The organism is Kribbella sp. NPDC051936 (assembly GCF_040680955.1).
Taxonomy (GTDB): Bacteria; Actinomycetota; Actinomycetes; order Propionibacteriales; family Kribbellaceae; genus Kribbella.
In genome coordinates, this window is sequence record NZ_JBFAXS010000011.1 from 196,575 (window position 1) to 220,763 (window position 24,189).

Consider the following 24,189-nt stretch of genomic DNA (forward strand, 5'->3'; position numbering starts at 1 on the left):
TCGCAGTGTGGACGCCATGGGCAGCCGAAGCTAGTCACCGAATCGTGACCGGTGTGACTTCCGCCACTCAGAGCCGGATTCGGAGTGCCTGGACGAACGGCCGGTCGGGTACCAGCCAGTCACTTTCGTCCAGTTCGTCCCGCGCGAACCAGCGCAGCTCGGCGTGCTCACGCAGGACCGGATCGCCGGCCACGACCGTCGCCAGATACACGTGCAGGCGGTACGCCGCCGAGATGTCGACACCCGGCCCGAGCGACTCGCCGACCTTGATCTCCAGGTCCAGCTCCTCGCGGATCTCCCGGACCGCGGCCTGCTCGTCGGTCTCCCCCGGCTCGACCTTCCCGCCCGGGAACTCCCAGCCGCCGTCCGGCCCCGGCCGGTACGCCGCCAGCACCCGGTCGTCCCGCACCATTGCAACTCCCACCACGATCCGCATTCAGACATGATGCTGCCGTGCCGTTGCAGAACAGGGTTCTCCCCACGCAGGACATCGTCGCGGATCCGGGACGCGGTCTGCTGATGGGCAACCGCGGCTGCCTGCACGGCGCCGATCGCCGCCTGGGAACGACCCGTTGGCGGTCGAAAGCGTGGATCTCGTGCGTTCTCGACTTCCGGGGCCGGCGTCGCGATCCGATGCCGCCCGGGCGGTGGACCGCACTGTTCTTCTTCGACGAGGCGGTCGCTCTCGCGGCCGGCCATCGGCCGTGCGCCTACTGCCGGCGCAGGGACTTCCTGCTGTACGCCGACGCCTGGGGCCGGCATCTGAGAGCTCCGGAGATGGACGCGGTCCTGCACAGCCAGCGGGTCGAGTCGCGCACCCGACGGCAGCGCACGACGACCCGGAACCTCGCCGACCTGCCCGACGGGGCCATGGTGCGGCTCGACGGTTCCCCGGCGCTGGTGCTCGGCCGGCGGGTGCTGCCGTGGTCGTGGGAGGGGTACGGCGAACCGCTGCGACCGGCCGGCCCGATCGAGGTCGAGACCCTCACGCCGCCGGCGAATCTTCTTGTGCTGCAGGGCGGATACGCCCCATTACTCCACCCGTCGGCACGCTCGCAACTGAGGTAAGCCTAACTGGAAACACGCCGTACCGAGGGGTCTTCCGTTGGGCGCTCGGCAGGGGCAAAGTGTGCCCATACTGACAGCTACAAAACCATTACTGGAGTCGGCATGGGTGAGGGCAACAACAGCCCAGGCAACATCGCCGCGGTCGTCCGCGCGCTCGAAGGGTTACACGCTGCCGTCGGCAAACTCAGCCAGGAGTACGGTGACACCCTCGGCATCCGCCGGCTGGTGTCCGACGTGGCCCGGTTGAGCGACGACCTCGCAGAGCTGGGCCCGCCCGACCCCAGGCACAGGCCCGGACCAGTTCCGGAGGAACTCGAGGAGATTCCCGACGTGGAGTATGACGCGTCCATGTGGACCGACGCGGAACACGAAGGCTTCGGCGCGCCTGACAGGCATGCCCCATGAGCGAGCGTAGCGAGCAAATTCAACAGAGCGGCGTCCTGCCAGCAGAACCGCCCGCAGCGAAGCGAGGACGGTTCTGATGGCTACCGGAGTGAGCGCGCCAGGACGCGCGCAAATAGGTCTGAAGACCGCGAGAACGGATCGCTGGTGGCTCGCGCCGCTGCGCATCGGCGTGATCCTGCTGTTCTTCATCGTCTACGCGACGGTCCGGATCTTCATGAACAAGTGGTATTGGGTCGACGCGTACCACTACCTCACGCCGCTGTACTCGCCGTGCATCACGAGTAGCTGCGTCGAGGGCTCGAGTCACCTCGGCACCTGGTTCGGCGCCTTCCCGCGCTTCCTGCCGTTCAGCCTGATCACGTTCGTGATCCTGGCCGGCTTCCGCGGCACCTGCTACTACTACCGCAAGGCGGGCTACCGGTCGCTGTTCTTCGCGCCGGCCGCCTGCGCGGTGCCTGAGCCGCACAAGACCTACACCGGAGAGCGGAAGTTCCCGCTGGTCGCGCTGAACCTGCACCGCTACTTCTTCTACGGTGCGCTGGTCTTCGGTCTGCTGAACATCTACGACGGCATCCAGGCCTTCCACGGCAAGGACGGCGGCTTCGGTATCGGCCTCGGCACCCTGATCATCTGGATCAACCTGGTGTTCCTGTGGCTCTACACGCTCTCCTGCCACGCCTGCCGGCACATCGTCGGCGGCCGGCTGAAGAACTTCTCCAAGCACCCGATGCGCTACCGGTACTGGACCTTCGTGTCCAAGCTGAACCCGAGGCACGGCACCTTCGCGATGACGTCGCTGTTCACCGTGATCCTGACCGACTTCTACATCATGGCGCTCTCGGCCGGCTGGTTCTCCGACCTGCGCATCATCAACTGACACAGGACGTCCTTAGACATGACTGAGCTGGAACGACACTCGTACGACGTCGTCGTGATCGGGGCCGGCGGCGCCGGCCTGCGCGCGGCGATCGAGGCCCGCGAACAGGGCAAGAAGACCGCGATCATCTGCAAGTCGCTGTTCGGCAAGGCACACACCGTGATGGCCGAGGGCGGCTGCGCCGCCGCGATGGGCAACGCGAACTCCAACGACAACTGGCAGGTCCACTACCGCGACACGATGCGCGGCGGGAAGTTCCTGAACAACTGGCGGATGGCCGAACTGCACGCGCAGGAGGCGCCCGACCGGGTCTGGGAGCTGGAGACGTACGGCGCGCTGTTCGACCGCACGCCGGACGGCCGGATCAGCCAGCGCAACTTCGGCGGCCACACCTACCCGCGGCTCGCGCACGTCGGCGACCGCACCGGCCTGGAGCTGATCCGCACGCTGCAGCAGAAGATCGTCTCGCTGCAGCAGGAGGACTTCGAGTCCACCGGCGACTACGAGGCGAACCTCAAGGTGTACGCCGAGTGCACGATCACCGAGCTGCTGAAGGACGGCGACGCGATCTCCGGCGCCTTCGGCTACTGGCGGGAGTCGGGCCGGTTCGTGCTGTTCGAGGCGCCGGCCGTCGTGCTGGCCACCGGCGGCGTCGGCAAGTCCTTCAAGGTCACCTCGAACTCCTGGGAGTACACCGGTGACGGGCACGCGCTGGCGATGCGGGCCGGCGCGACGCTGATCAACATGGAGTTCATCCAGTTCCACCCGACCGGCATGGTTTGGCCGCCGTCGGTGAAGGGCATCCTGGTCACCGAGTCGGTCCGCGGTGACGGCGGCGTACTGAAGAACTCCGAGGGCAAGCGGTTCATGTTCGAGTACGTGCCGGACGTGTTCCGGGCGCAGTACGCCGAGACCGAGGACGAGGCGGACCGCTGGTACAAGGACCCGGACAACAACCGGCGCCCGCCGGAGCTGCTGCCCCGGGACGAGGTCGCCCGGGCGATCAACTCCGAGGTCAAGGCCGGCCGCGGTACCCCGCACGGCGGCGTGTTCCTGGACGTGTCGTCGCGGCTACCGGCCGAGGAGATCACCCGGCGGCTGCCGTCGATGCACCACCAGTTCAAGGAGCTGGCCGACGTCGACATCACCGCGGAGCCGATGGAGGTCGGCCCGACCTGTCACTACGTGATGGGCGGCGTCGAGGTCGACCCGGACACCGCGTCGTCCGTCGTACCGGGCCTGTTCGCCGCGGGTGAGGTGGCCGGCGGTATGCACGGCTCCAACCGGCTCGGCGGCAACTCGCTGTCCGACCTGCTCGTCTTCGGGCGGCGCGCGGGGATGGGTGCGGCGAGCTACGTCGACCAGCTGCGGGAGCGGCCGAAGATCGACGAGGCCGACGTCGACGCCGCGGCGGCGGAGGCGCTCGCCCCGTTCGAGCTCGAGGGCGGCGAGAACCCGTACACGATCCACCAGGAACTGCAGCAGGCGATGAACGACCTGGTCGGCATCATCCGCAAGGAAGAGGAGATGGAGCAGGCGCTCGGCCGCCTGTCCGAGTTCCGCAGCCGGATCGCGAAGATGACGGTGGAGGGTCACCGCCAGTTCAACCCGGGCTGGCACCTCGCGCTCGACCTGCGCAACATGCTGACCGTGTCGGAGTGTGTGGCCGGGGCGGCGCTGATGCGGCAGGAGTCGCGCGGCGGTCACACCCGCGACGACTACCCGACGATGTCGGCCGAGTGGCGCAAGAAGCTGCTGGTCTGCGCGCTCGACGCCGACGGCGGCGTGAACGTGACCGAGGAGCAGCAGATCCCGATGCGCGAGGACCTGCTGGAGCTGTTCGAGGTCGACGAGCTGAAGAAGTACCTCACCGAAGAGGAGCTGCCGACAGCATGAGCTACACAGGCAAATTCCGCGTCTGGCGTGGGGACGCCGAGGGCGGCGAGCTCAAGGACTACGAGGTCGAGGTGAACGAGGGCGAGGTCGTCCTCGACGTCATCCACCGGCTGCAGGCCACCCAGACGCCGGACATGGCGGTGCGCTGGAACTGCAAGGCCGGCAAGTGCGGCTCGTGCAGCGCCGAGATCAACGGCATGCCGAAGCTGATGTGCATGTGCCGGATGAACACGTTCGCCGAGGACGAGGTCGTCACGGTCACGCCGATGCGCACCTTCCCGGTGATCCGCGACCTGGTCACGGACGTGTCGTACAACTACCAGAAGGCGCGCGAGGTGCCGGCCTTCAAGCCGCCGGCGGACCTGAAGCCCGGCGAGTACCGGATGCAGCAGGTCGATGTCGAGCGGTCGCAGGAGTTCCGCAAGTGCATCGAGTGCTTCCTGTGCCAGGACACCTGTCACGTGATCCGGGACCACGAGGAGAACAAGGAGAGCTTCTCCGGTCCGCGGTTCCTGATGCGGATCGCCGAGCTGGACATGCACCCGCTCGACGCCGCCGACCGGCAAAAGGCCGCCCAGGAGCAGCACGGCCTGGGCTTCTGCAACATCACCAAGTGCTGCACCGAGGTGTGCCCCGAGCACATCAAGATCACCGACAACGCGTTGATCCCGATGAAGGAGCGCGTCGCCGACCGCAAGTACGACCCGCTGGTCTGGCTCGGCAACAAGATCCGCCGCCGCCCGGCCTGACACACCGCACTCGCGCCCCCTGGCCCCACCCCGGAGCCAGGGGCGCGCCCATTTGCCTGGCTGACCAGCGAAGTTGTGGGTTCTGCACTCGCATTCACGGTGTAGAACCCACAACCTGGCTGGCCGGCCAGGCAAATGGTGGTGGGGGGTGGTTCACCCGCGTTGGGGAGCCGTGGGCGGGGCGTGGGCGCCTAGGGTTCGGGGCATGGATGTTGTGGTGCTGCGGCTGGTGAACCTGGTCGTGTTCATGATGATCTTCGTGCCGATCTCGCAGCGGCTGCTCGGAGTCCGGTTCGGGCTCGGGCGGCTCGCGGTCGGCGCGCTGATCACGCTGAGCGTCTCCGGGCCGCTGGCGATCGCGATGATCGGTACGCCGCCGTGGACCGGGTCGAACGGCGCCGCGATCGCGTTCATGGTGCTGATCGTGCTCTGCTCGATGCTCGCCGGGCTGGTGTTCCTGGTGCTCGCCGAGGCACTGGTGCCGACCGGATCGTTGCCGCGGGCCCGCGATCTGCGGCGGGACCTGAGCGGGCGGATCGCCCGCGGCCGACGGTACCTGCAGATCCTCCGGATCGCGATCAAGCACGGCCTCGGGCCGTACTTGCGCGGCCGCCGCCGCCCGGGCCGGGAGAACGCCGCCGGCCAGGCCGAGCTGGCCAGGTCGCTGCGGCTCGCGCTCGACGAGGCCGGTGTCACGTTCGTGAAGCTCGGCCAGGTCCTGTCCACCCGCAGCGACGTCATCCCGGCCTCGGTCGCGGCCGAGCTCAGCCGCCTCCAGGACCAGGTCACTGCGGCGCCCTGGGCGCAGATCGAGGAGGTCCTCGCCGACGAGCTCGGCGGGCCGCCGGACCGGTTGTACGCCGCCTTCGACACGGAGCCGCTCGCCGCCGCCTCCGTCGCGCAGGTCTACACCGCCCGGCTCACCGACGGCACGGACGTGGTGGTGAAGGTCCAGCGGCCCGGGATCGCCGCCGTCGTCGACCGCGACCTCGACATCGTCCGCCGTCTCGCCCGGCTGCTCGAACGCAACACCGACTGGGGCCGCTCGATGGGGGTCCGGGCGCTCGCCGACGGTTTCGCGGACGCGATGCGCGAGGAGCTCGACTTCACTGTCGAGGCCGGCAACATGACCACCGTGGCGGCCGGCCAGTCCGTTGCTGCCAGCAAGGAACTCGTCGTACCGCGGCTCTACCCGGAGCGCTCGGCCCGCCGGGTGCTGACCATGCAACGGCTCGACGGGGTCGGCCTCGGCAACGCGAACCAGGCGATCGCGGACCGCGGGCTGGACCCGGAGCGCCTCGGCCGCGCGCTGTTCGAGTGCCTGCTCGGCCAGGTGGCGATCGACGGGGTCTTCCACGCCGATCCGCACCCGGGCAACTTCCTGCTGCTCACCGACGGCCGGATCGGCATGCTCGATCTCGGCTCGGTCGGCCGCCTCGACCCGGCCACCCGGGAGGCGCTGCAGCGGTTCCTGCTGGCGGTCGACCGCGGCGACCCGGTGGCCGCCACCGACGCGCTGCTGGAGATCGTCTACCGTCCCGACGTCGTCGACGAGCGCTCGCTCGAACGGGCCGTCGGTCAGTTCATGACCAAGCACCTCGCGGCCGGCGTCGCGCTCGGCCCGGCGATGTTCAACGACCTGTTCAAGATCATCACCTCGCACCAGCTCGGCGTACCGCCCGAGGTCGCCGCGGTGTTCCGTGCGCTCGCCACGATCGAGGGGACGATCTCCCGGATCTCCCCCGGCTTCGACCTGATGGCGGCGTCGCGCCAGTTCGCGACCGCGCACGTCACCGACCGCCTCGCGCCCGACGCGCTGCGCCGTACGGCGACCGAGGAGCTCGCCACGCTGCTGCCGATGCTGCGCCGACTGCCGCGCCGGATCGACCGGATCGCCGCGGCCGCGGAGAGCGGCCGGCTCGGGGTGAACGTGCGGCTGCTGGCCGACGAACGCGATCGCCGGCACTTCACCGGCCTGCTCCACCAGGCGTTGCTGGCGGTGCTCGGCGCGACCGCGGGCATCATGGCCGTCCTGCTGCTCGGGACGCCGGGCGGCCCGAAGGTCACGGACTCGATGACGCTGTTCCAGCTGCTCGGCTACAACCTGCTGGTGATCTGCGCGGTGCTCGTCCTGCGCGTGCTGGTGCTGATCTTCCGGCTGCCCGGCCATCGGGCGACTTGACTTCAACCTCACTTCACCTTTGACGATGGCGGGCATGACGATCACCGATCAGGCCCGCCCCCGACTGTTCACCGGACAGCACCTGCCCCTGGTGCTCGGCGTGATCGGTCTGGTCACGCTCGGCGCGTTCGAGAACCGCGCGGTCGGCACGGCGCTACCCACGATGGTGCGCGAGTTCGGTGCGCTCGGAAGCTTCGGCCTCGCGAACGCGGCGCCGAACGCGAGCTACCTGATCTCGCTCGCGATCGCCGGCCTCTGGTCGGACCGCCGCGGCCCGATCCCGACGCTGCGCGCGGGCGCGATCTCGTTCACGCTCGCACAGCTGCTGGTCGGCACGGCGACCGCGATGCCGATGGTGATCGCGGGACGGCTGCTCAGCGGCCTCGCCGAAGGGCTGCTCGACGTGTCGTTGATGGTGCTCGTCGCCCGCGCGCTCCCCGCCGTACTGCGGCCGCGGATGTTCTCGCTGTTCGCGGCGATGTGGATCCTGCCGTCGGTGCTCGGGCCGGTGCTGACCGGTGTGGTGACGGAACAGTTCGGCTGGCGCTGGGTGTTCCTCGGCGCACTCGTCCTGCTGGTGCCGAGCTGGCTGCTGCTCCGTCCGGCGATGCGTCAGTCGGCCGGCACCCCGGCACCGGAGCGGACGGCCGAGGACGCGGCCGAGCTCGAGGCGTGGCGGGCCGCGCTCCCCTGGGCTCTCGCCGCCTCCGTCGCGCTGTTCTCGATGACACTGGCCGGTGACCACCTGGAAGCGCATCCGTTCCTCGGCGGTACGGCGATCGTCGTGGCGCTGGCAGTGCTGGGACGTGCTGCCGTCCGCGTGATGCCCGCCGGTACGTTCACCGCGCGCCGGGGCTTTCCCGCGGTGGTCGCCGTCCGCGGACTCGGCGGTGCCGCATTCGCCGGCGTCGGCGCATATCTTCCGCTGCTGCTCACGCTGCAGCACGACTTCAGCCCGTCGCGGGCCGGGGTGACGCTGTCGATCACCGGCGTCTGCTGGGCCTTCGGGTCGTGGCTCCAGGGCCGTGAGCACGGGATCGACCGGGTCACCGTCCTGCGGACCGGGCTGGCGTTCATGACCTTGGGCCTGCTCGTGACGTCTCTGCTCGCGTGGACGGACGCGACGACCTGGCTCGGGCTGATCGGCTGGGGATTCGCGGGCATCGGCATGGGGCTGAGCTCGTCGAGTCTCTCGGTCCTCACCCTCGATCTGTCCGACCAGGGCAACTCCGGGCGCAACAGCAGCGCCGGCCAGATGGCGGCGACGATGAGCATCGCCACCGGTCTCGCGATCAGCGGCACCCTGCTCGCGTTCAACGCCGACGACCCGCGGCCGTGGGTCTTCGGCGTGATCGTCACCGCCGGCGCCGCGCTCGCGCTGCTCGGCTTCCTGGCGGCACCGCGGGCCCGCCGACACTGATCGAGACTGCGCAGGCGGCCGCGCCGCCCGGGGTGTTCCAGGACTTCGAGACTGACGGCGACCCGCGGGACGCGACCGCCACGCTGCCGCAGGCCGACCGGATCGAGCGCACCGCCGACCCCGACGCACGGCGGCTCCAGCCTGAAGTACACCGTTGGGCGGTCCAACACACCGGACGCGACCGCCTCGTCGGGACCATCTTGTCCTTAGGGCGCGCGCCGCCGAACTGCTCACCGAGGACCCCGGCCGCTATCGTTCCTGGCGCACCGACGTCATCGCGACGCTCTCCACCATCGGGGTCTAGAGTGAGCGCATGGCTGACCTCTTGACCGACGACCAGATCGACCTCGCGTTGCGCGACCACCTGCCGCACTGGAAGGTCGTCGACAACGAACTGGTCCGGAGCGTCAAGAGCGACACGTTCCTGGACGGCATCCGGCTGGTCGCCACCGTCGCGCAGCTCGCGGAGTCGATGAACCACCACCCGGACATCGACATCCGCTACACCACGATCACCTTCCGGGTCAGCAGCCACGACGCCGGCGGTATCACCGACGACGACCTGGTCCTGGCCCGGCACATCGACACTGCCGCCGGCTGACCTCTTCCCGTCATGGCGCTTGTCGGCCACGACAAGCGCTGGGTTGCAGTGCGGTCATGCCCTTAAACATAAGGGCATGACCTCACGCCCCTTTGTCCTCGCGGCCGCGGCCGTCGCCCTGCTCGGCGCCCTTCCCGTACCAGCTGGTGCGGCGACACCGACCCCGTCGTGGAACCGGCCGCACTGCGGAAAGGTGTACGGCGACGGCTCGGTGACGTTCACCGAGACCGACGGCCGAGTGCTCGCCGATACGACCGACAAGCTGCTGCCGGTGACCTACGCGAAGGTCGCGGCGCTGCAAGAAGTCAACACGCTCGTCAGCATCGGCAAGCAGACGATCCAGCGCTCCAGCGACGCCGGCTGCAGCTGGCAGTTGCTGGACAAGGTGCCGGACGACCTGAGCACGTACGACGTCCAGCCGGGGCCGGGCGATTCGGCGTACGTCTACAGCGTCAACGACCAGCCGATCCATCGCGTGCATGGCTCCAAGGTGACCACCGTTCTCGGTCCGGTTGTCGGTGGCGGGCTGGCCGCGCTGGACGCACGGCCCGGGCGTTTGCGCGCTGTGGCCGGTGACGGGCAGCTGTACGACTCCTCGGACGACGGGGTGACGTGGCAGCGTGTCGGCGTACCGGCGGCTGCCGATCTGTTCCTGTACGACGCCGTGGTGGATCCGCGGGACCCGGACCACGTGGTGATCGGGGTGATGTCGGACGGGGTGTACGTGACGTTCGACGGCGGGCGGACGTGGACGCGGTCGCGGCCGGTCGAACGGGTGAACGCGTTCAGCCTGGCGATCTCGCCGGCCGACCCGTCGAAGGTCTGGATGGAGGGCTACGACGAGGACCGGTCGACCCGGTTCATCTGGGAGTCGGCCGACGGCGGGCAGAAGTTCCGCGAGGTGCTCGACCAGACCCGCGCCGACCTCGTCAACGGCAACCACATGTGGGCCTCACCGGTCGACCCCGACCTGCTCTACTTCAGCTACGGCACGTCGTTCATGAACTTCGGCGCCGACCTCTACCGCTTCGTCCCCTCCACCGGCACCCTCACCAAACAACACAACCCCCACGACGGCATCCCGTCCCTGGCCTTCAACCCCACCAACCCCTCCATCCTCTACCTGGGCCTAGCCGAAGAACGCTGAGAAGAGGGCTGATGCCTGCCTGGGCTCGGCATGCCGGTGCCAGCGCTTGGACGACCATCCGGTTCGGCTGTACCGGCAGATCGTGCTGGTACAGCTGAACCTGCGGCAGAACGTCAGCCAGACGGTGCTCGCGGACCTGTTCGGCATCAGCCAACCAACCGTGTCGGGGCGCTCGATCGTGCAGCTGCTGCAACCGCGGGGTAGCTGTCGGCGGGTGGTTGGTGCCGACGGAAACTGCGCGGACAGCAGGCACAACCGGCGCGCCGGTTGTGCCTGCAACGGGGCGGAGGGCATGCAAACCGTGGGCCGGTCATCGGCGGCGGGCGCGCGGGTGGCGGGCTTTCGCAGGCGCCGTCGATTCATCTCCAGCATGGGTCGTACGGCTTGCTTGGGGAAGGTAGACAGCGGTAGCGGTTTGCCTCAGAGGGTTCCCGGTGGCCTGTACTCGGGCTCGGGGTGGACGAGCGGCGAGACTTGCGCGGGCGTCCCTGAACAAACTCGTCGTGCGTACGCAGGCTGAGGTGGGACCTGGATGACATGGCCCGGGCGAGTCGGATCGGCCGCGATTCGTCGGCGAGGTAACCATCCGCCAGGTCATGATCTCCAGACCTCCTGCCCCGAGCACAAGCCACCTGGCACTTCCTCCCCCCAGCATGCCGCCGATCGCCACCTACCAAGCCGCACCCCCGGCCTTGCTCGGACCACGCACCACCCAGATCATCAGCAGCCTGACGCGCCGCAGCACAACAACCTCCTGCCCTGAGCACAAGCCACCTGGCACTTCCTTGCCCCAGCCTGCCGCCGATCGGCACCTACCAAGCCGCACCCCCGGCCTTGCTCGGACCACGCACCACCCAGATCATCAGCAGCCTGACGCGCCGCAGCACAACAGCCTCCTGCCCGCGTGCCCGAGGGTAGAAGGCCGTTGTCCTGTCCGGCGTCAACCGGTCGCCGCGAACGCCGCGGCCTGCTGCAGAGCGGCCTCATCCGCCCGCCACCGCGAGGGGTTCCCGCCGGCCTCCCCACCAGCAACTGGATGGACGACCCGCAGTGCCCCACCGCCATGCTCGACGTCCGCCGATGCCGTACGACCTGGCTCAGCACCCGGCCCCGCCGTACCACCCGACGCACCACCCAGCCCACCCGACCCGCCCGGCTGAGCGTCCGGTGGCGCCGTGCGACGCGGCTCAGCACCCGGCCCCGCCGTACCACCCGGCACACCGCCCGGCCCCGCCGTCCCGCGTGGCTGAGCGTCCCGCGATGCCGTACTGAGTGGCTGAGTGTCCGGTGGCGCCGTGCGACGCGGCTCAGCACCCGGCCCCGCCGTACCACCCGGCACACCGCCCGGCCCCGCCGTCCCGCGTGGCTGAGTGTCCGGTGGCGCCGTACTGAGTGGCTGGGCGTCCGGCGGTCCCGATCGTCGTGCTGCGGGGGCGGCTGGCGGGGCCGTGGCCCAGGCCGGGCGGGTGACGTGGACGATGCCGCTGGTGATGCGGATATGCCAGTGGCCGCGGTGGACGTCGGTGTGGTGGCGGCGGCACAGCAGGGCGAGGTTCGAGACTTTGGTGTCGCCGCCGTCGATCCAGGAGATCAGGTGATGGGCGTCGCATATGATCGGCGGCGCTCCGCAGACCACGCAGCCGCGGTCGCGGGTGTCCAGGGCGCGGCGCATCGGCTTGGTGATCAGGCGTTCGCGGCGGCCGACGTCGAGCGGTTCGGAGTTCGAGCCGAGCACCAGCGGGATGATGTTCGCGTCACAGGCCAGCCGCCGGATCGTGGCCGCGGACAGCCCGCCACTGTAGACAGTGCGCCCGATCGCGTCCGCGGTCGCGGCCTTGAGGTCGTCCAGGTCGATCGTGACGGTGATGTTGGCCTTCGCGCCGTACCCGGCGACCCGACGATCCTTCCCCACGCTCCCGGCACTTTCCGCACTGCCAGCACTGCCCGCATTGCCGGCGCTACCCGCACCGCCCGCACTGCCGGCACTGCTCGCGACGGCTGTGGTCGCCGCAGCAGGTCCGGTAGGTCCGGCGGGCGCGGTGGGCGCGGTGGGCGCGGTGGGTCCCATGGTGTCCCATGCGGCAGCGGCGATGCTCAGGGCGCCGGACAAGGCGTCGGCCTGGCGCTTGTCGCGGGGGCGCGGGTCGTGTTCGCCGTCGACGGTCTTGTGCGGGCGGGCACCGGCGTGCACGACGGCGCGCAGGAGTTCGGCGTTCTCATTGGCCAAGAAGCCCTTGAACTTCACCCCGTTGTCCGCAGCCGACAGCGTCAAGGACTCCCGTTCATACGCCTTCAGCTCCTCCGGTTCGGGGCCGTCGGAGTCCAGCAGGTCGGCGATCTCCTTGGCGGCGGTGCGCAGCTCGCCCGGTGACAGGTGGCCGGCCAGCCCGACCAGCTGCTCCGCGGCCGCGTCCAAGTGCTCCACCTGCACCCGCGACCGAACCCGGTCCAGCCCGAACACGATCGCCGCCGCCTGCGCCGGCCGAAGCAACCAGCCGCCGTCGCCGCATCCGCTGTCGCCGGATCCGCTGTCGCCGGACCCGCTGTCGTCCGGTACGTCGGCGGTCGTGGCGGAGGAGGCGGTGCGGTCGAGGGCGGCGGCCACGGCCGGGTAGTGCGGGGCGGCCTGGGCGAGGCGGAGGGTGCGGCGGGCGGCCGGTGGGTCCAGGCGGTACCGGAAGCGCAGGAGTTCGGCGGTGTCGCGGGCGCCGAGCTCCTGCGCGTACCCGGTGGACTCGATGGCGGCGACCACGCTCAGCCGGTAGGACTCCAGGCGGGCGAGCTCGGCCTCCAGCGTGTCGAGAGTGGACAGCAGTTCGCCGCCACTCATCGACCACGCCGGCCGTTCGCCCAGGAGTTCCATGGCATTGACTCTAGACGGCGCCACCGACAGTTTCCGGGCCGGAATCCCCTTATTTTGTGGGCAATCCGGGGGCCCACACCAGCAAACACCCTCCGCCGCGTGCGGGAGCACCCGCTCGGTCGAAAGCACGATCCACAGATCGACCCAGTTCCACACCTGCGCCCAACTCTGGTCGGAGCTCGCACGGACGCCATCGAACGGACGCGCGCGCGACCACCCACTGCTCGCAGCAGTCACAACGAGGCCGGCGCTACAGGAGATTCGCTGTTCCTGTGGCAGCTGCCCGACGGCCCCGAACAGCAACCTCTGCCGACAGCCGAAGGCGGCGCCTGTAGACCCAACCCTCCCTGCACCCCAAATCCTCACTGCTCTTGTCTTGTGTCTTTCTTCCCTGCCTTCCCCCGGCACCTCCCCACCCTCAACTCACCCCTTTGTCCTCTCTCTTCTCCGCTTCCCTTCCTCCCCACCTGAGCCCAGGTCGTCCGGGGTTCAGGTGGTAAGTCTCTGGCTCGGCTGGATCGGTTACCGTTGACGAGTGACGAGTGCTGAGGTGTATCGGCTGCTTGGGTTCGCCGACGTGGATCGGGAGGCGGCTGAGGCGTTCTCGCCGGATCAGGTGGCGGTGAAGGAGCTCGCGGACCAGATCCGGGGAGCGATCGGGAAGCTCGGCAGCGAGCCGGAGTTCCGGATGCCGGAGGACCCGCGGAACTCGATCCAGGCGTTCCTCGAGACCGTCCCGGACATCCGCCGGTACCACGCCGAGCGCGGCATCCCGGACGACATCAGCTGGGCGACCCTTGCCGACCTCGGGCAGCAGATCAAGGTGAACCGGCGGACTCACGGCGACTACGGCCTGGAGACGCACTGGTGGATGACGATCCACTGGACCGGTCAGATCTACGCGCTCGGCCGGCTGCAGTACCTGCTGCACCAGGTCCCCGCCGACAAGCCGGTCCCCGGCACCGAGCCCGGCGAGTGGATCATCGGCGTGCACATCCCCGAGACCGGTCCGCTCACGCCAGAGCTCGTCGACGACAGCCTCCAGCAGGCGCGCGAGTTCTTCCCGCGCTACTTCCCGGAGTACCCGGTACGGACCGCGAACCTGTGGTCCTGGCTGATCGACCCGTACCTGCTGGACCATCTCCCGCAGGACTCGAACACGGTGAAGTTCGGCCGCCGCTTCACGCCGTACGGCACCCCGAACGACAGCCAGGACAGCGCGATCTTCTTCACCTTCCGCACCCACGGCACCGACCACCTGGACGACCTCCCCCAGGACACCCGCCTGCAGCGCCTCGTCGTCGAACGCATCAAGAACGGCGGCACCTGGCAAAGTGGCTACGGCTACCTGCGGCTATGACGGCTGGCGAGGGCCGCGGGGTACGCCGTACTTCGTGAGCCAGCTCGCCAGCTCCATGTTCGACACGCACTGTACGTCGGGTTGTTTGCACGTCTCCAGGACGAAGGTGGTCAGCGCGTCGGAGTAGACGCTGTTGTTCCAGCGGTTGAAGTGGTTACCGAGGAACAGGGGCGGGTTGCCGCTCGCGCGTGACTTCGCCAGTGCCTGCCGGTACGTCGCGAGCACCTGGGCCTTCAACGCCGGTGCCTGGGCGAGCGGGGCCTTGCGGGCCTGGGTCTGCGCGAACCACAGGTTGTAGTCCATCGTCAGGGTCTTCTTGCTGGTGCCGGCCAGTGTCACGGACTGCAGCGGGAAGTTCCACAGTCCGTTCGCCTTCTTCGGCCAGGCGATGTACCCGGGCGCGGACGCGTCGTACAGCATGCCGCGCTGCGCCATCGCGAGCCGGTACGCGGACCGGTCGCCCTCCAGGCACGGTGTCCGCATGCCCTTCACCGTGGCGGGGTCGAACGGCGGCGCGACGGTCTTGCCGGCTGCCAGTGACGGCCCGGTCCGCACCATCCGGTCGAACGCGCCCAGTTCGGCGATCCACTGCGCGGTGGTCCAGCGGCCGATGCCGTTCGTGCCGCAGAAGTGCCCGTTCGCGTGGGTGCCGATCTCGTGGCCCTCGGCGATCGCCTCGCGTAGCACCTTGGTCCGCCCGAGGATGCCGGCCGTGTCACCCCAGCCGATGTCCGAGGCGCCCGGCTTCTTGTACGGCGGCGTGTAGTCGCTCCGCCGGTCGCCCGGGTACAGATACGGGCCGGAGAGGAAGAACGTCATCCGCGCGTCGACCTGCTTCGCGACGGCGCGCCAGCGCGACCAGAGCATCAGATCGCCCGCGCCATCGAACGAGACGACGACGAACAGCGGCGGCTTGCCGTCCGGCAGCCGGCCCGGGAAAGAACGCGTCACCGGCGCGGCGGCGAGCAGGTTCCCGGCCGCAGGCGGCATCGACGCTGTGGCCGCCGGCGTCGACGGCTTCGGCGATGAGGGCGGCATGCTGGGCCCAGGCGACGACTTGGGCGTCAGCTTGGAGGTCGGCTTGCCCGTCGGCTTCGACGTCGGCTTGCCAGTGGGCTCCGCCGAGGTCGGCACACCGGGAGTGGGAGCGCCTTCCAGCGGTACGTCGGCACATCCGGCCAGGACCGCCGCGACGACCACCGCAGCGGCCGCGAGGTTCGCCCCAGGTCGTGTCGGAGCCCTCGGACACGACCTCAGCCTCACCACGGGTCTACTGACGCACGAGAGCCTTCAGAGGTTGGATCGGGACACGCGGCCGCGGGGAAACCCGGGCCGGGATCGTTAAGCGGCCGTGATCTTCGCGGCGCGGCGCCGGACCGCGATCCGGCGGGAGGTCTCGACGACCAGACCGATCACCGCGGCGAGGCTCAGGCTGAACACGAGCCCCTTCAGCTGGTCGTGCGCGAACGCGTCGCCGCCGAGATACCCGAGCAGGGCGACATACGTGTACGCAACCGTCACGCCCGCGAACGTGAAGACGATGAACTTCTTGAACGAGTACCGCGTCGCGCCCGCCGTCAGCGTCGCGACCATCCGGGCGCCGGGGATGTAGCGCACCGTCATCAGGATCAGGCCGCCGCGCGAGTGCAGCGCGGCCGAGACCTTCTCGTAGAGCTGCTGGCGGCGCTCCTGGCGTTTCATCCACCGGTGCAGCGCCGGGCCGGAACCGCGGCCCAGGAAGTAGCAGACTGATTCGCCGATCACGGACCCGACCATCGCGACCGTGATCACGAGCAGCAGGTTCTGGTGACCGGCGGCCGCGGCCATGCCGGCCGTGATCACCATGCCTTCGCTGGGGACCACCGGGAACACCGCGTCGATCGCCGCGGCGGCGAACAGGATGAGCAGCAGCCAATGCGAGGCCATAGCGATCCCGAGCAGGTGCCTGGCGACCTCCATGAACCCTGTCACCCCGGCAGTGTGCCATCCATCGGCAAAAGTGCCGCAATCCCATCGGTGTGATTCAGCTGCGCTTCATCCGATGTTCAAGCTGCGCCACCCACTGCGGTCAGAGCAGCACGGGGAGTTCGCTGATCGCGTTCATCAGCAGACTCGGGTGCCGCGGCGGATCCTGCGCGGGTACGGCGAGCCGCAGCCGCGGGAATCGCTCGAACAGCATGCCGAGCGCGATCCGGCCCTCCAAACGAGCCAGCGGAGCGCCGAGGCAGTGGTGGATACCGTGCCCGAACGCGAGGTGTGCGGTGTCCGCCCGGGTGATGTCCAGCTCGTCCGGCCGCTCCACCTTGCGGAGGTCGCGGTTGGCCGGGAGGAGCGCGAACACGATCACCTCGCCGGCCTCGATCCGGGTCCCGGCGATGTCGATCGGGGCGCTGGCGATGTACGGGATCGCGGCCTGCAACGGGCCGTCGTACCGCAGCAGTTCCTCGACGGCCGCGGGCAGCCGCTCCGGCTCGGCCGCGAGCAGCTCGAGCTGGTCGGGATGCCGGAGCAGAGCGTGGACTCCGTTCGTGATCAGGCTGACCGTCGTCTCGTGGCCGGCGGCGAGCAGCAGGAACACCATCGAGGTCAGCTCGTCCTCGCTGAGCTTGTCGCCGCCGTCGCGGACCGCGATCAGGCCGGACAGCAGGTCGCCGGTCGGCGCCTGCTGCTTCTGGACGATCAGCTCGTGGACGAATCCGAGCATCGACGTGACCGCGTCGACGTACTCCTCCGCGGTGTACACGGCCGCGTTCACGAACACCGACGACCAGCGGCGGAAGTCGTCGCGCCGGACCGCGGGGATGCCGATCAGCTCGCAGATCACGGTGATCGGCAGCGGGTAGCTGTACGCGTTCACCAGGTCGACCGGCCCGGTCGCGGCTGCCATCTCGTCGAGCAGACCGGACGCGATCTCGCGGATCCGTGGCTCGAGGGCCTCGATCCGGCGCCGGGTGAAGGCGGCGGTGACGAGTTTGCGCAGCCGGGTGTGGTCGGGCGGGTTGGCGCCGAGCATGTGCTGCTCGGTGCGCGCGATCAGGTCGTCCATGACCGTGTCGCGGTGCGGGCCGTCCATCGGCGAGCGCACCACGTCCGGATGCGCGAGCAGCTCGCGTGTCTCGGCGTACCCGGTGACGAGCTGGACCGGTACGCCGGTGAACAACATCATCCGCTGCACGGGTCCCGTGGCCGCCAGGTCCTCGAAGCCCCAGTGCCGGGCGATTCCGCTGGTTTCCGTGAACGGCTGCCGCATGCGGCCAGCCTACGGTCGGCCGAGGTGCTCGGTCAGTTCGGTGCGGGAGTGGATGCCGAGCTTCGCGTAGACCTTGCGCAGGTGGTACTCGACAGTCTTCGGGCTCAGGAACAACCGGGCCGCCGCCTCCCGGATGCTGTTCCCGTCCACGAGCAGTACGGCGATCTGGCGCTCCTGCGGCGTCAACTCGTCGGCTGTGCTCGGCACACGACGCCGCGCGGTCTCCCCCGTCGCCCTGAGCTCGGCCGCTGCCTGATCGGCCCACCTCAGCGCACCGAGTGCGTCGAAACCCTCCACTGCGAGTCGCAGCTGGGTGCGGGCGTCCACGCGTCGCCGTACCCGCCGCAGCCACGCGCCGTACGCCAGCCGGGTCCTGGCCAGCTCGAAGGCGTCCAGTGTCTCCTCATGCCACCCGAGCGCCAGCACGAAGTCGGACTCACTGTCTCCGACCACGCCCCGCGCCCTGGCCGCCCGAGCCAACGACCATGGCTGTCCTTTGGCTTCAGCCAGCGCCGAGTGCTTGAGCACCGCTCGCTGTGCGTCTTCCACTCGCCCCAACCGCAGGTACACCTCAACCAGCTCCGGTGCAGGCGAGAGGTCCGGGTCCTTCAGCTCGTACTCGGCCAGTACGTCGACCAGACGCTCGTACTGCGGTAGCGCCGCGGCCGGATCACCACGGCCCAACTCAAGGTCCCCCAGCGCGAACAACGACCACACGGTGCCGAGATGGATCTCTTGTGCCGCACAGATCCGTAGACACTCCTCGGCGAGTTCCTGGCACTCGACTCGGCCCTGGTGCGACATCAGCCACGCCAGTCCGGCCAGGTTCATCGCCAGTTCAGTCGTTTGACCGGTCTCCCGCGACAGCCGGATCCCCTCGTCGTACGACGCCTCGGCGTCGGCCCAGCGATCGGTAGTCGCATCGTCGCGCGCCAGCACGAACAGCAGGCCGGGCAACGTCCCCAGGGCGACCTGCTCACGCCGCTCGAGCATCGCGTGCTGCAAGAGCGTGCGACCGGTCCCTGTCTCCCGCAGGAACAGCGCGGCCAGCACCATCCACACCTGGCGACGGCGGTCCCGGTCCAGCTCGTCGGACGGCGCCAGCGCGATCGCCGCGCGGATCTGGTCCGTGCCACCGCTTCCGGCGAGCACCTTGGCGACTCCGCTCGCCAGCAGGCCGATGATGCGCGGACCGGGCCGATCGACGGCCGGCAGCAGACTGTCGAGGCGATAGGCCACCTCCAGCCCGGCGGTCGCGTCACACAACCGGAAGCAGGCACCGACCGCATCGGCGAGCAGTACGATCGCAACGGCGGGGTCGGTGGACTCCGCGGCGGCCGCGACCAGGATGTCGCGGGCGCGGCGCGGCGATCCGCACTTCACCTCGATGTCGCCCCGAACCTCCTGCGCGCGAATCCGCACCGGCGACGGCGGACGGAGGGTCAGCGCGTCACCCAGCAACGTCTCGGCCCACTCCGCGAGCCCCGCCGACCAGGCCGCTTCACCGGCCGCGACCAGTCTGATCGCACGGTCGGGAGGCCGCTGGCTCAGCCGTCCAGCACGCTCGTACGCCGTCGCAGCGACCGCGTGTGCACCACGAGCCGCCGCGTGCTCGGCCGCAACGTCCAGTCCGGCCGCCACCTCGTCATCAGCGCCGAGGACCGTCTCGGACAGGTGCCAGGCCCGTCGGTCCGGGTCCGGTGTGGCCACAGCCACCGCGCGGTGCGCCGTACGACGTTCTGCCGGGTCGGCGCTCGCGTAGATCGCGGAGCGGACCAGCGGATGCCGCCACTGGACCTCACCGTCACGAATGGCGACCAGACCGGCAGCTTCGGCCTCCTCCAGTGCTGCCACGTCCACGCCGAGCTCGGCGCAACCGCGGGACACCGCTGCGAGTTCGCAGTCGTCCAGTGCCGCGACGAGCAGCGCCGTACGGGCAGCCGCGCTCAGCCGGTTCGCCCTGCTGGCAAAGGCTTCGGCGAGCATCGTCGGTACCGGGAACGGCACCCCGGGCGGTATCCGCTGCAAGCGGTCCGGATCGTCAGCGAGCTCCAGCAACGCCAGCGGGTTGCCTGCCACTGTTTGATGCAGCTGCTCGATCAGATCGCCCGGCAGATGCTGCACGACCTGCCGCGCGGCATCCAGCCCGATCCCCTGCAGGTGCAGCCGTGGCAGATCAGCCTCGAACGGGTGCGGCTCGCCCAGACGAGCCGCGATCAGCAGGACGATCGGATCGGCCACCAGACGGCGCGCTGCGAACAACAGGGCCTCTGCCGACGGACGGTCGAGCAGATGCGCGTCGTCGATGAGCAGTGCGAGCGGCGCGCTCTCGGCGTACCGGCAGATCAGGCTGAGCGTCGCGGCTCCGACAGCGAATCGGTCCGCAGGGCGCGCCGCGTCAGGTCCGAGCGCCAGCGCCGAGGCGAGAGCTGATCGCTGCGGTCCCGGGATGCGGTCGAGGCCGCCCAGTGCCGGACGCAGGAGCTGGAGCAGGGCGGCGAACGGCACCTCGCGTTCGGCCTCGGTGCCGCGGGCGCGCAGGATCCGCAGCCCGTGGGCCACGGCGGCAGTTTCGTTCAGCAGGGCGGTTTTGCCGATACCGGGCTCGCCGGTGACGAGCAGTACGCCTGCGGCTCCGACCCGCGCCCCCGCGACCAGCTGCTCGATCACCCGGCGCTCCGCGTCCCGCCCGATGAGCATGTCTCGCAGTGTGCACCAGGTGCCCCACCTGATGCGATGGTCCGGCTCCGCTCCCTAGGTTCGCGGGTACCGAACAGCTAGGGGGAGAAAGAGCATGACTGTTGCAATCGACGTCGACAAGCTGATGGGGCTGGTCTACAAGGCCGTCGACGAGGTGGGGGCGACGCTGAACGCGGCCCTGGTCGTGATGGGCGACCGGCTCGGCTACTACCAGGCACTGGCCGACCACGGCGCGGCCACGCCGGCCGAGCTCGCCGAGCGGACGAGTACCGACGAGCACTACACGCGGGAGTGGCTGAACGCCCAGGCGGCCGGCGGGTTGGTCGAGTACGACGCCAGTACCGGGCGCTTCACGTTGCCGCCGGAGCAGACCGTGGCGCTGACCGATCCGACGAGCCCGGCGTACCTGCCCGGCTTCTTCCAGATCGCGCTCGGCACCGTGCAGCACACCACGGAGACGATCGAGGCGGCTCGCAGCGGCGCCGGCGTGGGCTGGCACGAGCACACCTCCGACGTACATGTCGGGTGCGAGCGGTTCTTCCGGCCGTCGTACAACGCCAACCTGCTGCCCAGTTGGCTGCCCGCTCTCGACGGAGTGGTGGACAAGCTGCAGCGCGGCGCGAAGGTGGCCGACATCGGCTGCGGGCACGGCGCGTCCACGATCTTGATGGCCGAGGCGTTCTCGCGGTCCACGTTCGTCGGCTCGGACTACCACCAGGAGTCGATCGAGACGGCCCGGCAGCACGCGGCCGAGGCCGGAGTATCCGACCGGGCGACCTTCGAGGTCGCGGCCGCGGACCGGTTCAGCGGATCGGGGTTCGACCTGGTGACCACGTTCGACGCCCTGCACGACATGGGCGACCCGGTCGGCGCGGCCCGGCACGTTCGTGAGGCGCTCGCACCGGACGGCGCGTGGATGCTGGTCGAGCCGATGGCCGGCGACCGCGTCGAGGACAACCTCAACCCGGTCGGCCGGGCTTACTACGGCTTCTCCACGCTGCTGTGCACGCCGGCCTCGCTGTCGCAGCCGGTGGGTCTGGCACTGGGTACCCAGGCCGGCCCGGCCCGGATCCAGGACGTCACCAAGGCGGCCGGGTTCAGCCGGTTCCGCATCGTCGCGCAGACGCCGTTCAACCTGGTCTTCGAGGTCCGCCCTTGACAGAACAGTTCACCAGTTGGTGAAGTAATGCGGTGCTGAGCAGAACCTTCGGAGCGCTTGCGGACCCGACCCGGCTGGCCGTCGTCGGCCGGCTGAGCCAGGGCGACGCCACGATGGGCGAGCTCGCCGAGCCGCACCGGCTCACCGCGCCGGCGATGACCAAGCACGTGGGAGTGCTGGTCGACGCGGGCCTGGTGAGCCGGAGGCGGGTCGGCCGGACCGTGGTGTGCTCGCTGCGGCCGGAGGCGTTCGCGGAGGTCGAGCAGTGGCTCGGCGACCTCACGACGTACTGGAACAGCACCGTTGACCGGCTGGAAGAGCTTCTGCGAGGGGATGGCGATGGACACTGAGATCCGGATCGAAAGAGTGCTCCCGGCAACGATCGGAAAGGTGTACGACGCCTGGACGCGGCCCGATCTGCTGGCCCGGTGGTACTGCCCGAACCCGAAGCTCGAGCTGAAGGTCGACGCCGACGTCCGGGCCGGCGGCTCGTACGTCGTGGAGATGGGCCCGCACGTGGTGCGGGGCACGTACCTCGAGGTGGATCCACCGCGCCGGCTGGTCTTCAGCTGGAAGTGGGACGGCACCGACGACGAGCCGACCCGGGTCGAGGTCGAGCTCGCCGAGGTCGCCGACGGCACCCGGATGCTGCTCAGCCACACCGGTTTCGCGACGGCCGAGGACGCCGCGAACCACCGGATGGGCTGGGACCCGCAGGTGGAGCGCCTGGCCGCGGTCCTCGGCGTCCGGGTCTGACAAGAGTCGAGCCCCGGGCGGCAACCCGGGGCTCATGCGGATGGATGGACAGTTTGGCGGTTACTCAGCTGCCGGACTTGCGCCGGAACTGGCGCTTCTGCTTGTCGTTGTGCGCTTCGCCGACGCCCGAGCCCCGGACCCCGCTGCCGGGGTGCGAGTGGTTCCCGGCGTTCTTCTTCTCGAGCGCCTCGCGAAACTTCTTCTGCAGATCGTCCGCCGGCTCGCTGGACTTGTCGCTCATACCGTCTCCTTCAAACCGTAGGCGTACGCACCCACGCTAACCGAGGGTGAGCGTGGGTGCGAGTGGAATACCAGTTCGCGGAAATCCCCCCGGGCGGCCCCGGCGGCGCTGTTAGGTTCGGAGGACGCCGAGGGAGGGACACGGAATGCTGGTCAGTAGTGAGGCACTGCTCGGGATCGCCCTGGTCGAGCTGGGCCTGGTGATCGTGCCCGGACCGAACATGATCTACCTGATCTCGCGCTCGATCGCGCAGGGCCGCCGCGCCGGGCTGATCTCGCTGGCCGGCGTCGGGCTCGGCTTCCTCACGTACTTGCTGGCGGCAAGCGCCGGCCTCGCCACGCTCTTCGCGCTGGTTCCCGAGATCTACGTGGTGCTGAAACTGGCCGGCGCGGCGTACCTGCTGTGGCTCGCCTGGCAGGCCTTCCGCCCGGGCGGTACGTCGGTGTTCGCGACCCAGGAGCTCGAGCCGGACCGCCCGCGCAAGCTGTTCGGCATGGGCCTGCTCACCTGCCTGCTGAACCCGAAGATCGCGATCCTCTACATCTCGCTGCTGCCCCAGTTCCTCGACCCGTCCCGCGGGCATCTCGGCCTGCAGAGTCTGATCCTCGGCCTCGGCCAGCTCACCGTCGGCGTGGTGATGAACGCCGTCTTCGTGATCACCGCCGGATCGGTCGCCGTCTTCCTGTCCCGCCGTCCGACCTGGATGCGCATCCACCGCTACCTGACCGGGACCGCTCTCGCGGTCTTCGCGGTCCGGCTGGCCACCGACCGCGCCCGCCCGCTGCCGACGCACTGAAAGTGTCCGGGCCGCTCGCTAGCGTGGCCCGGGATGAACGATTTCGTTGCCTCGTCACTCGATCGCCTCGTCGCAGCCTGGAACGCGCCGCCGGTCGCCGCCCTCGTGCGCGACCGCGGCCTGCCCGCGATCACCCGCGAGTACCTGCTCGACACGTTCTCCTGGCAACGCGCCGAGGACGCGACGCGTGTGCTGACCGAGCACTTCGCCGCGGCGCGCTTCGCCGACGAGGTCGAGTACGGCGTACTGCTCGTCCCGGACCCGTCGAGGCTCGACACCCGGCGGCCGCTGCCGCGCGAACTGACCGCACCTGACGTGTTCGACGAGCGCCTGCCCGCAGGCGTCGCGCTGCCAAACGACGGGCCGTGGCAGCTGGTCGTGAGCGTGATCGGTTCGTACGGACCGTCGCTGGGCAGCTACAACGACGTGATCGCGTCGGACCACTTCGTCGTGGACGGCCAGGACACGCGGCAGTGGATGACCCGTCAGCTCTGGGGCGCGCGGGTGCTGCAGTGCGGCGCGACACCGCCGGACTGGGAGCACAACGAGCGGTGGACGTTCACGCTGTTCCCCGGCGAGCAGCTCGTCGACGGCCAGGCCGAGTCCGGGACCGTGCTGAAGGGGAAGGTCCGGTTCCGGCTCGGCAAGCCGGACCGCGGCATCGGCTCGGCGCGGGTCGCCCCTGCAGTCCTGGTCTAAATCGTGTGCGGGGCTCGTGG

22 protein-coding genes are annotated in these 24,189 nt (G+C 69.7%); 15 read left to right on the top strand and 7 right to left on the bottom strand.

The window, feature by feature from the left end; all coding sequences use genetic code 11:
- Positions 1–67: 67 nt before the first annotated feature.
- Positions 68–436 carry a (deoxy)nucleoside triphosphate pyrophosphohydrolase gene (locus AB0L64_RS35250; protein ID WP_363717335.1) on the bottom strand — a complete coding sequence of 123 codons (369 nt, stop codon included), beginning with the start codon at positions 434–436 and terminating at the stop codon, positions 68–70.
- 17 nt (positions 437–453) lie between these two features.
- Between AB0L64_RS35250 and AB0L64_RS35255 the strand changes: the two genes are divergently transcribed.
- From AB0L64_RS35255 to AB0L64_RS35295, 9 genes are all read left to right on the top strand, one after another.
- The gene (locus tag AB0L64_RS35255) at positions 454–1,068 is read left to right on the top strand and encodes a hypothetical protein (RefSeq protein WP_363717336.1); all 615 of its coding nucleotides are present in this window, start codon (positions 454–456) and stop codon (positions 1,066–1,068) included.
- Between the two features lie 102 nt (positions 1,069–1,170).
- Complete coding sequence (locus AB0L64_RS35260) at positions 1,171–1,473, top strand: hypothetical protein (RefSeq protein ID WP_131285659.1); 303 nt, start codon at positions 1,171–1,173, stop codon at positions 1,471–1,473.
- A gap of 76 nt (positions 1,474–1,549) precedes the next feature.
- On the top strand, positions 1,550–2,350 hold the full coding sequence (locus AB0L64_RS35265) for a hypothetical protein (RefSeq protein WP_359926166.1): 801 nt from the start codon (positions 1,550–1,552) through the stop codon (positions 2,348–2,350).
- An 18-nt stretch (positions 2,351–2,368) separates the two neighbouring features.
- Positions 2,369–4,246 (top strand): fumarate reductase/succinate dehydrogenase flavoprotein subunit, encoded by a 1,878-nt coding sequence (locus tag AB0L64_RS35270; RefSeq protein WP_363717337.1) that lies wholly within the window; start codon positions 2,369–2,371, stop codon positions 4,244–4,246.
- A complete protein-coding gene (locus AB0L64_RS35275) occupies positions 4,243–4,995 on the top strand; it encodes a succinate dehydrogenase/fumarate reductase iron-sulfur subunit (RefSeq protein ID WP_355701204.1) in 753 nt (250 codons plus the stop codon). Before AB0L64_RS35270 ends, AB0L64_RS35275 begins: the two co-directional genes overlap by 4 nt.
- 205 nt (positions 4,996–5,200) lie before the next feature.
- Positions 5,201–7,177: an AarF/UbiB family protein gene (locus tag AB0L64_RS35280; RefSeq protein ID WP_363717338.1), complete on the top strand. Its 1,977-nt coding sequence runs from the start codon at positions 5,201–5,203 to the stop codon at positions 7,175–7,177.
- 34 nt (positions 7,178–7,211) lie between these two features.
- Entirely contained in the window at positions 7,212–8,597 is a 1,386-nt protein-coding gene (locus AB0L64_RS35285; protein ID WP_363717339.1) for an MFS transporter, read from the top strand.
- Positions 8,598–8,910: 313 nt separating this feature from the next.
- A complete protein-coding gene (locus AB0L64_RS35290; RefSeq protein WP_359926180.1) occupies positions 8,911–9,198 on the top strand; it encodes a 4a-hydroxytetrahydrobiopterin dehydratase in 288 nt (95 codons plus the stop codon).
- Positions 9,199–9,274: 76 nt separating this feature from the next.
- Positions 9,275–10,345 carry a hypothetical protein gene (locus tag AB0L64_RS35295; protein WP_363717340.1) on the top strand — a complete coding sequence of 357 codons (1,071 nt, stop codon included), beginning with the start codon at positions 9,275–9,277 and terminating at the stop codon, positions 10,343–10,345.
- Positions 10,346–11,285: 940 nt separating this feature from the next.
- On the opposite strand, the gene AB0L64_RS35300 is transcribed toward AB0L64_RS35295, so the two are convergent.
- Positions 11,286–13,208 carry a DUF222 domain-containing protein gene (locus tag AB0L64_RS35300; RefSeq protein ID WP_363717341.1) on the bottom strand — a complete coding sequence of 641 codons (1,923 nt, stop codon included), beginning with the start codon at positions 13,206–13,208 and terminating at the stop codon, positions 11,286–11,288.
- A gap of 535 nt (positions 13,209–13,743) precedes the next feature.
- Between AB0L64_RS35300 and AB0L64_RS35305 the strand changes: the two genes are divergently transcribed.
- Complete coding sequence (locus tag AB0L64_RS35305) at positions 13,744–14,568, top strand: acyltransferase domain-containing protein (RefSeq protein WP_363717342.1); 825 nt, start codon at positions 13,744–13,746, stop codon at positions 14,566–14,568.
- On the opposite strand, the gene AB0L64_RS35310 is transcribed toward AB0L64_RS35305, so the two are convergent.
- From AB0L64_RS35310 to AB0L64_RS35325, 4 genes are all read right to left on the bottom strand, one after another.
- Positions 14,563–15,768, bottom strand: a complete 1,206-nt coding sequence (locus AB0L64_RS35310; RefSeq protein ID WP_363717343.1) for a hypothetical protein — start codon at positions 15,766–15,768, stop codon at positions 14,563–14,565. The two genes, AB0L64_RS35305 and AB0L64_RS35310, sit on opposite strands and share 6 nt — an antisense overlap.
- 141 nt (positions 15,769–15,909) lie before the next feature.
- Positions 15,910–16,539: a DedA family protein gene (locus tag AB0L64_RS35315; RefSeq protein ID WP_363717344.1), complete on the bottom strand. Its 630-nt coding sequence runs from the start codon at positions 16,537–16,539 to the stop codon at positions 15,910–15,912.
- Between the two features lie 97 nt (positions 16,540–16,636).
- Positions 16,637–17,818 carry a cytochrome P450 gene (locus tag AB0L64_RS35320; RefSeq protein WP_363717345.1) on the bottom strand — a complete coding sequence of 394 codons (1,182 nt, stop codon included), beginning with the start codon at positions 17,816–17,818 and terminating at the stop codon, positions 16,637–16,639.
- Between the two features lie 9 nt (positions 17,819–17,827).
- Positions 17,828–20,518, bottom strand: coding sequence for an AAA family ATPase (locus tag AB0L64_RS35325; protein WP_363717346.1), 2,691 nt, complete (start codon positions 20,516–20,518; stop codon positions 17,828–17,830).
- 94 nt (positions 20,519–20,612) lie between these two features.
- Here AB0L64_RS35325 and AB0L64_RS35330 point away from each other — a divergent pair, with 94 nt between their 5' ends.
- The 3 genes from AB0L64_RS35330 to AB0L64_RS35340 are packed head-to-tail and all read left to right on the top strand — an operon-like array spanning position 20,613 to position 22,433.
- Entirely contained in the window at positions 20,613–21,677 is a 1,065-nt protein-coding gene (locus AB0L64_RS35330; RefSeq protein ID WP_363717347.1) for a class I SAM-dependent methyltransferase, read from the top strand.
- 32 nt (positions 21,678–21,709) lie between these two features.
- A complete protein-coding gene (locus tag AB0L64_RS35335) occupies positions 21,710–22,027 on the top strand; it encodes a metalloregulator ArsR/SmtB family transcription factor (RefSeq protein ID WP_363717349.1) in 318 nt (105 codons plus the stop codon).
- Positions 22,017–22,433: an SRPBCC domain-containing protein gene (locus AB0L64_RS35340; protein WP_363717350.1), complete on the top strand. Its 417-nt coding sequence runs from the start codon at positions 22,017–22,019 to the stop codon at positions 22,431–22,433. The genes AB0L64_RS35335 and AB0L64_RS35340 overlap by 11 nt, the downstream gene beginning before the upstream one ends.
- Before the next feature lie 64 nt (positions 22,434–22,497).
- Here AB0L64_RS35340 and AB0L64_RS35345 read toward each other — a convergent pair whose 3' ends face one another.
- Positions 22,498–22,674 (bottom strand): DUF5302 domain-containing protein, encoded by a 177-nt coding sequence (locus AB0L64_RS35345; RefSeq protein WP_359926208.1) that lies wholly within the window; start codon positions 22,672–22,674, stop codon positions 22,498–22,500.
- A 145-nt stretch (positions 22,675–22,819) separates the two neighbouring features.
- Here AB0L64_RS35345 and AB0L64_RS35350 point away from each other — a divergent pair, with 145 nt between their 5' ends.
- Together AB0L64_RS35350 and AB0L64_RS35355 are read left to right on the top strand one after the other, a co-directional pair.
- On the top strand, positions 22,820–23,470 hold the full coding sequence (locus tag AB0L64_RS35350) for a LysE family translocator (RefSeq protein WP_363717351.1): 651 nt from the start codon (positions 22,820–22,822) through the stop codon (positions 23,468–23,470).
- A gap of 33 nt (positions 23,471–23,503) precedes the next feature.
- Complete coding sequence (locus AB0L64_RS35355; RefSeq protein WP_363717352.1) at positions 23,504–24,169, top strand: hypothetical protein; 666 nt, start codon at positions 23,504–23,506, stop codon at positions 24,167–24,169.
- The last annotated feature ends 20 nt before the right edge of the window (positions 24,170–24,189 follow it).